We start from the raw sequence: 6,427 nt of genomic DNA, 5'->3' as shown, positions 1-6,427 counted from the left end.
CGTCCTTCGAGATCATGTAGATCCCGTTGCCGGTCGCGTTCAGTTCGGGGTGATTCGCCGGGCGGATCGGCATGTTGCTGCTGAAGACCACCCAGTTGCCGTCCGGCGACCACGAGGGGTTGTTGTGCCACGAGTACGGGCCCCTCTTGGGGTGGACGTCGACCGGAGGGAGCAGAACCCAGGGGTTCGAGCCGTCGGCGTCGGCGATCATGATCGACGAGTTGGCGACATAGGTGATCGCGGGGTCTTCCGGGGGAATCGGCGGTGGGGGCGGTGCGGGTTTGCCTGCGGTCGCCGCCGCGATGCCGACGATCGCGACGACCGCAAGGAGCCCTGACGACTTTATTGTGCCCGACATGACCTCGGCTCCATTCCCGGGCCGGATCGCTACGTCGGGTCGTCCGGCGTGGTGCCGGTCCGTCCGTATGGATAGGTACGCGTCGCGCGTCGGGATAACCGGAGTATTCCCGCTACCCGTGAACCCCCGGCGCCTCCTGCCCCGTCGCCGCGACCCACTCGGAGTACCCGCCGAGGTAGACCTTCGGTCGCCGGTCGCCGTCGTCGGGGTGGAGCTCGAGCACCCGGTTCGACAACGCACGCAGGAACTCGCGGTCGTGGGAGACGAAGAGGATCGTCCCCTCGTAGTCGGCGAGCGCGCGGATGAGCATCTCCTTGGTCTCGAGGTCGAGGTGGTTCGTCGGCTCGTCGAGCACGAGGAAGTTCGGCGGGTTCAGGAGCATCCGCGCGAGGACCAGGCGGGACTTCTCCCCGCCGGAGAGAACCGCGACGCGCTTGTCGACGTCGTCCCCCGAGAACTGGAAGGCACCCGCCAGTGCCCGGAGGGTCCCTTGCGTCTCGAGCGGGAAGTCCTTCTGGAGCTGCTCGAACACGGTGAGCGCCGGGTCGAGCAGGTCGAGCGCCTGCTGGGAGAAATACCCCATCGCCAGCGAGGCCCCGAGGCGAACCTCCCCGGAGTCGGGCGCGGCGGCCCCGGCGATCATCTTCAGGAGCGTCGTTTTCCCCGCGCCGTTGCGCCCCATGACGCAATACCGCTCGCCGCGGCGGATCGTGAAGTCCAACCGGTCGTAGACGACGAGGTCGCCGTAGCGCTTCGAAACCCCGGTCAGCATCGCCACGTCGTCCCCCGAGCGGGGCGGCTTCCGGAAATCGAAGTTCACCAGCTTGCGGCGCTTCGGCAGCTCGATCGTCTCGATCTTCTCGAGCTTCTTCACGCGGCTCTGCACCTGCGCGGCCTTCGCGGCATGGGCGGCGAAGCGCTCGATGAACCGCTGCTCTTTGGCCAGCATCGCCTGCTGGCGGTCGAAGGCCGCCTCGAGCTGGGTCTCCCGGACGGCGCGCTCGCGCTCGTAGAAGTCGTAGTCTCCCGAATACGAGACGAGCGAGCCGCCGTCGATCTCGACGATCCGCGAGACGACGCGGTTCATGAAGTCGCGATCGTGGCAGGTCATGAGAAGCGCCGCGCGGGACGACTTCAGGAACGATTCGAGCCAGAGGATCGACTCGAGGTCGAGGTGGTTGGTCGGCTCATCCATCAGCAGGACGTCGGGGTCGCCGAGGAGGACCTTGGCCATCGCGACCCGCATCTTCCAGCCCCCCGACAGCGCGGCGGCGTCGCCGTCGATGACCGCGTCGCGGAAGGCCAGGCCGTGGAGGACCTCGCGCGCGCGCGCCTCGAGCTCGTACCCCCCGCGCTCCTGGTACTCCTGCTGCACCTCGCCGAACCGCTCGAGGACGGACTCCATCTCGTCCGCGCGGCCGGGATCGGTCATCGCCTTCTCGAGGTCGGCGAGCTCGTGGTGAAGGTCTCCCAGGCGCCCGCTCCCGGCGATCGCCTCGTCGAGGACGCTCCGCCCCCCCATCGCCTCGACGTCCTGCCGGAAGTACCCGATCGTCAGCCGCTTCGGGATCGAGACCTCCCCGGCGTCGGGCTCTTCCTCCCCCGCGATCATCCGGAAGACGGTCGTTTTCCCCGCGCCGTTGGGGCCGACGAGGCCGACCTTCTCCCCGGGGTTGAGCTGGAAGGACGCGTCGACCAGCAGGAGCCGGCGTCCGTACTGCTTGGAGACGTTGCCGAGGGCGATCATGAGCGCCGAAAGGTAGCAGGCCGCATCTAGAATCCGCCGGTGGCCGACACGCGAGCGACGTTCCGACCCGGCACGGCCGCGGCTTTGGCCGCCCTCGCGTTCGCCGTCTACGCGAACACGCTTCGCAACGGCTTCGTCTACGACGACCTCGCGCAGATCGTCGCCAACCCGTGGCTTCAGGCCTGGAGCTTCCTGCCGGAGATCCTCGCCAACCACCCCGGGGGGTTCAACCCGGACTTTCTCCCCCTCTACTACCGACCCTGGATGAACCTCTCGTTCCTCGCGACCCGGCAGGTCCTGGGTCCGGACCCCTGGGGGTTCCACCTCGTGAACGTCCTGTGGCACGTCGCGGCGGTGGTCCTGGCGTACGCCGCGTCGGTCGAGCTCGTGCGCCGGCTCGATGCCGGGCTCCCCGGGTGGTGCCCCGCCGCCGCCGCCGCGATCTTCGCCGTGCACCCCGCGGGGAGCGAGGCGGTCGCGTGGAACTGCGGGGTCACCGACCTCACGGTCACCGTCTTCGGCCTCGCGACCGTCGTCCTCTACCTGCGGGATCGGCGCCTCGCCGCCGCGATCGCCTTCGCCTCGGCGCTGCTCGCCAAGGAGACCGCCGTCGTCCTCCCGGTCTTCCTCGCGGTCGTCGAGGGGATCTCGCCGCGACGGGAGCCACGTCCCCTTCGCCGGCTCCTGCCGTTCGCGGTCGTCCTCCTCGCCTACCTCCCCGTGCGGCTGTGGGCCCTCGGCGGGCTCGCGCCGGGACGCGAGACCTTCCCCACCGGCGGCGCCCCCTGGCTCGTGACCGCCGCCGAGCTGCTCGCGCGTTATCTCGTCAAGCTCGCCTGGCCGCATCCGCTGAACGCGCTTTCGGCGCTCGAGGCGGTACCGTCGATCGTGTCGGTCCGGGCGGCGCTCGCGCTCGCGGCGGTACTCGCCTTCGCCGCGATCGTCTATGCCGCGCGGCGGCGACCGCTGCTGGTGGCGGCGGCGACGCTCGTCGCCCTGCCGCTGCTCCCGGTGCTCGTCGTGCGCCCGGCCGGCTCCGCGATCTTCGCCGACCGCTACCTCTACCTCCCCGCGCTCGGATTCGGCCTCGCGCTCGCCGCCCTGGCCGGGCGCGCGCCGGCGCCCTTCCGCTGGGCCCTCGCCGCGCTCGTACTCACTCTCGGGACCGTCACGGTCGCGCGCAACGCGGTGTGGAAGGACGGCGTGACCCTCTGGACCGACACGGCGTCGAAGTCGCCGAGGAGCGCGATCGCGTGGGAGTTCCTCTGCCAGGCGCACGCCGCGTCCGGACGGTACGCGGAGGCGATCGCGAGTTGCGGACGCGCGGTGGAGCTCGACGCGGAGCGTCTCGACGCGCGGATCAACCTCGGCAACGCGCTCGCGGTCGCCGGGCGCCTGGACGAGGCCGCGGGCCGGTTCCTCGAGGCGCTGCGGAAGGCGCCGCATTCCGCCGACGCGTGGAAAGGGCTCGGTTACGCCTATGCCCGGGCCGGGAGGGCGCTCGAGGCGGTCGAGGCGTACCGGGCCGCGTTGCGCGAGCGGCCGGAGTTCCCCGAGGCGCGCAACGACCTCGGGCTGATTCTCCACGAACTCGGGGAGACGGCCGAGGCGGAGGCGCAACTGCGCGAGGCGGTGCGGCTCCGCCCCGACGTTCCGCTCTACGCCGACAACCTCGCGAAGGTCCTCACGCCGAAACCGGCGCCGGAATCCTCTCCGCCACCTCCGTGAGCACACGCTCCCGGTCGAGCAGCATCTCGCGGAACTCGCGGTGCTCGGTGCGCGCGATCTCGTGCCGCAGCTCCTTGAGGGCGGACTCGAGACACGCCTTGAGGTGACGGCACTCGTCGTCGCGGAGTTCGAGGGTCATCATGGGAACCTCCTCGGCCAGGAGCTTCCGAACGGGTCAGGCTCCGACCCCATTCTGCACCTTCGCCGCACCGCACGCCGCCGCCCACGCCGGCCCGCCGTCGAAGACGCGGAGGCCCATTCCCGTCGGCTTCGTGTGGGCGAACTCCGGGGGCATGCGCCGCGCCCAGGTCACCCGCGCCCAGCGCTCGAACGTGCCCGCGAGCGTCTCGACGCGGACCTTGAGCAGCGTGCCGGGCGCGTACACCTTCGGCGAGGCGAGGAACATCCCGCGACCGCTCACGTTGCGGGAGTAGCCGCGGGATTCGAACGACTCCGGGCCGAAGCGGATCTCGAGACGGCGGGACCGTCTCTCCTCCGCGCGGCGCCGAAGGCCGCCGATCGAATCCTGGGCGACGCTCATGGCTTTCAGGAAGGTGGCACGATCCCCTCGGACTCTCAATGACGTTATTGTGGCTTTGAACATTGCTCAACCGGATCGTCGGCCCTTTCGGAGCCGTCCGTCCGGCGGGACGTTCCGGTCCGAAAACCGATCCCCCGGGGGCGCCTCGCGCCCGGGGATCGTGGTACCGTCCCCCGTCATGGGAAAGAAGACCAGGCCCCACGACGTGAAGTTCACCCCGCCCGCGCGCCACGTCGTGATGTGCGGCGACACCCGCAAGGAAGGGTGCGCCTCCGCGAAGCAGATGAAGCGCGCGTGGAAACACCTCGAGGCGCGCCTTTCCGACGAGAAGCTCGACGGCGCGGGAGGCGTGATGGCCTCGCGGGCACGGTGCTTCGGGATCTGCTCCGCCGGACCGATCGCCGCGGTGCATCCCGAAGGCGTCTTCTACGGCGGGTGCGACCCCAAGGGGGTCGACCGCATCGTCGACGAACACCTCAAGAAGGGCGAGGTCGTCGAGGATCTCGCGCTCGGCAGGAAGAAGAAGGCCGACTGACGGAGGATGCGGGGATTGTGCGTATCTTCCCCGCGGAACAACCGAGGTGAGGTGAACCCATGATCCTGATGGCCGCCGCGTTCGTTCTCGCCGCCTCCGCCGACCTCCCGCCCAAGCCCGGGGAGACCTGGGAATCGACGGTCGAGGTCTCGATGACCGGCGAGCACTCGATGACGATGCCCCCCCAGACGCAGGTCTTCTGCAAGCCCCTCGAGAACTGGAACGAGCCCCCCGGGATCCCCACCGACGGCAACTGCACGATGTACGACCTCAAGACCTCCGCCTCCGGGATGTCGTGGGCGATGGAGTGCAAGACCCCGGTCATGAAGGGGAAGGGGGAGATCACCTCGCTGGGTCCGAACGCCTACAAGGGCCAGATGTCGATGACGATGGCCGAGGGCGCGATGACGATGAAGATGTCGGGGAAGCGACTCGGCGAACCCTGCGACGCGAACGAGCAGGCCCGCAAGTTCGGCAAGATGCAGCGCGACGCCGAGGTCCAGGGCGCCAACGCCATGGCGCAGAACTGCGCGGTCCAGGCGAAGCAGGGCGTCGCGATGGCCTTCGTCGGCGAAAACGCCTTCTGCAAGGGCCCCGAGTACAAGGGGATGTTCTGCGGCTCGATCGAGACCGAGGAAGGGTTCTCCGGGATCTCCTTCAAGGCCGGCGACACCACGCGCGGCATCGCGGAGGCGAGCACCTTCTGCGGCACGACTCCCGACGCGCTGCGCAAGAAGGTCTGCGATCGCGCGGTCGCCGGCGAGAACCTGAAGTTCGTCGCGCAGCAATGTCCGCCGCAGGCGCAGGAGATCGCGGCGCGCGAGTGTGCGGGGCGCAAGTACACCGCCCTGATGGGAACGAAATACGCCGAGTTCTGCTCGGTCTACGCGCAGGAAATGATGGCCGGGAACGACCCCGCGCAGGATCCGGCGCAGCAGCCCGCCGCCAAGGAAGGCGCCAAGGAGAAGGGGAAGAAGCTCCTCAAGGGCCTCTTCGGCAAGTAGTCGCTCGATGCTCACCCTCGCCGGGGCCGCGCTCGCCCTCACCCTCGCGGCCCCGGTTCCCGACCTCTTCCCCAAGGCCGAGACCGACGCCTACCTGCTCGTCGTGGACGGCGTCGCCGTCTCGGGTCGCGCCGTCGACGTCCCCCACCCCCCGGCTTCGCTCGTCAAGCTCATGACGGCGATCGTCGCGACCGGCGAGGGCTGGGACCCGTCGCAGGTCGTCACGGTCTCGAAGCGGACGGCGAGCGAGGGGGGAGCCACCCTCCCCCTCAAGGCGGGCGACCGGATGATCGCGGGGGATCTCCTCACGGCGATGCTGATCCGCTCGGCCAACGACGCCGCCGTCGCCCTCGCCGAAGGACGCGCCGGCTCCGTCGAGAAGTTCGTCGAGGCGATGAACGCGAAGGCGAAGGGGATGGGGCTCACTGCGACGCGCTTCGTCAATCCGCACGGGCGCGACGCCGAGGGCCAAACCTCCAGCGCCGCGGACCTCGCGGCCATCGCCGAGGAGGCG

General features: G+C 69.8%; 8 protein-coding genes. 4 read left to right on the top strand and 4 right to left on the bottom strand.

The features are described from left to right. The coding region (locus VF139_03000; protein HEX6850350.1) for a hypothetical protein at positions 1-358 on the bottom strand (358 nt) is incomplete at its 3' end. A 112-nt stretch (positions 359-470) separates the two neighbouring features. Then, complete coding sequence (locus VF139_02995; GenBank protein HEX6850349.1) at positions 471-2,105, bottom strand: ABC-F family ATP-binding cassette domain-containing protein; 1,635 nt, start codon at positions 2,103-2,105, stop codon at positions 471-473. Positions 2,106-2,144: 39 nt separating this feature from the next. Here VF139_02995 and VF139_02990 point away from each other — a divergent pair, with 39 nt between their 5' ends. Further along, positions 2,145-3,833 carry a tetratricopeptide repeat protein gene (locus VF139_02990; protein HEX6850348.1) on the top strand — a complete coding sequence of 563 codons (1,689 nt, stop codon included), beginning with the start codon at positions 2,145-2,147 and terminating at the stop codon, positions 3,831-3,833. Here the strand turns inward: VF139_02990 and VF139_02985 are convergent. Then, positions 3,790-3,972 (bottom strand): hypothetical protein, encoded by a 183-nt coding sequence (locus VF139_02985; protein HEX6850347.1) that lies wholly within the window; start codon positions 3,970-3,972, stop codon positions 3,790-3,792. The genes VF139_02990 and VF139_02985 overlap by 44 nt on opposite strands. Positions 3,973-4,008: 36 nt before the next feature. Further along, the gene (locus VF139_02980) at positions 4,009-4,374 is read right to left on the bottom strand and encodes a PilZ domain-containing protein (GenBank protein ID HEX6850346.1); all 366 of its coding nucleotides are present in this window, start codon (positions 4,372-4,374) and stop codon (positions 4,009-4,011) included. A 178-nt stretch (positions 4,375-4,552) separates the two neighbouring features. Here VF139_02980 and VF139_02975 point away from each other — a divergent pair, with 178 nt between their 5' ends. From VF139_02975 to VF139_02965, 3 genes are all read left to right on the top strand, one after another. Beyond that, positions 4,553-4,909, top strand: a complete 357-nt coding sequence (locus VF139_02975; GenBank protein ID HEX6850345.1) for a hypothetical protein — start codon at positions 4,553-4,555, stop codon at positions 4,907-4,909. Between the two features lie 59 nt (positions 4,910-4,968). Further along, complete coding sequence (locus VF139_02970) at positions 4,969-5,913, top strand: DUF3617 family protein (GenBank protein ID HEX6850344.1); 945 nt, start codon at positions 4,969-4,971, stop codon at positions 5,911-5,913. 7 nt (positions 5,914-5,920) lie between these two features. Beyond that, the coding region (locus tag VF139_02965) for a serine hydrolase (GenBank protein ID HEX6850343.1) at positions 5,921-6,427 on the top strand (507 nt) is incomplete at its 3' end.

It is taken from the genome of Candidatus Polarisedimenticolaceae bacterium, assembly GCA_036376135.1.
In the GTDB taxonomy this organism is placed as follows: Bacteria; Acidobacteriota; Polarisedimenticolia; order Polarisedimenticolales; family DASRJG01; genus DASVAW01.
Note: the sequence above shows the minus strand (reverse complement) of the source record. Positions and strands in the feature narration are given on the sequence as shown.